The 616-nt window shown below is 71.4% G+C and carries 1 pseudogene; it reads right to left on the bottom strand.

The features are described 5' to 3' along the window. Nucleotides 1-223: 223 nt before the first annotated feature. Nucleotides 224-616 (bottom strand): annotated as a pseudogene (locus tag DW151_RS10450) (ABC-2 transporter permease); the annotation flags it as partial.

Here is a 616-nt window from a genome sequence, read left to right as displayed (position 1 = left end):
GCGTCTCCCCCGCCCGTTCCGGATTCGACGCAAAGCAGCACGGGCGACGCGCCCTTCCGGCCCACGCCCCTCCCCTCTTCCAACTGGCCTTAATCCGCCGAATCGCATCCTTCTGCCCGAATATAGGCCGCAATTGTAAACACATCGTCAACCGCCCGCCGCCGGGGCGGCTCCCGCATCGCGGCAAGCGGGCCCGCGCCGGGGCGTCGGCTGGCGGCTCGGCCTACAGTTCGCGCCTTCCGTACAGCCCGAGAGAGACGGCGGCGGAGGCGGCCAGCATCAGAAGCGAGGCCGCGAGCAGCGCCGCCATAGAGGCCGCAAGCCCAACGGGGGTCTCGGCGAACGCGAGGAGGCCCGCCACGAGCCCGAGCGCGCCGCCTCCGAGAATCCCCGAGTTCCCGAGGAGCATGGGGGCGACCACGAACAGGCCGACGGTGACGGTTGGCAGGAGCTGGGTCGCCTTGGTCTGGCCGAACTTGAAGCACGCCGGCGTCACGACGGACGCGACGGCGGAGCCGATCAGGACGCAGGCTGCGGTGGCGAAGGCCATGCCGGCGACCCTCTCCCCGCTGAACGCGAGGAGCTCGGAGAGGCCTCCCGGCAGCTCCACGGCGGA

This window comes from Collinsella sp. AM13-34 (assembly GCF_003473055.1).
In the GTDB taxonomy this organism is placed as follows: Bacteria; Actinomycetota; Coriobacteriia; order Coriobacteriales; family Coriobacteriaceae; genus Collinsella.
This window is presented reverse-complemented; position numbering and strand designations above follow the sequence as displayed.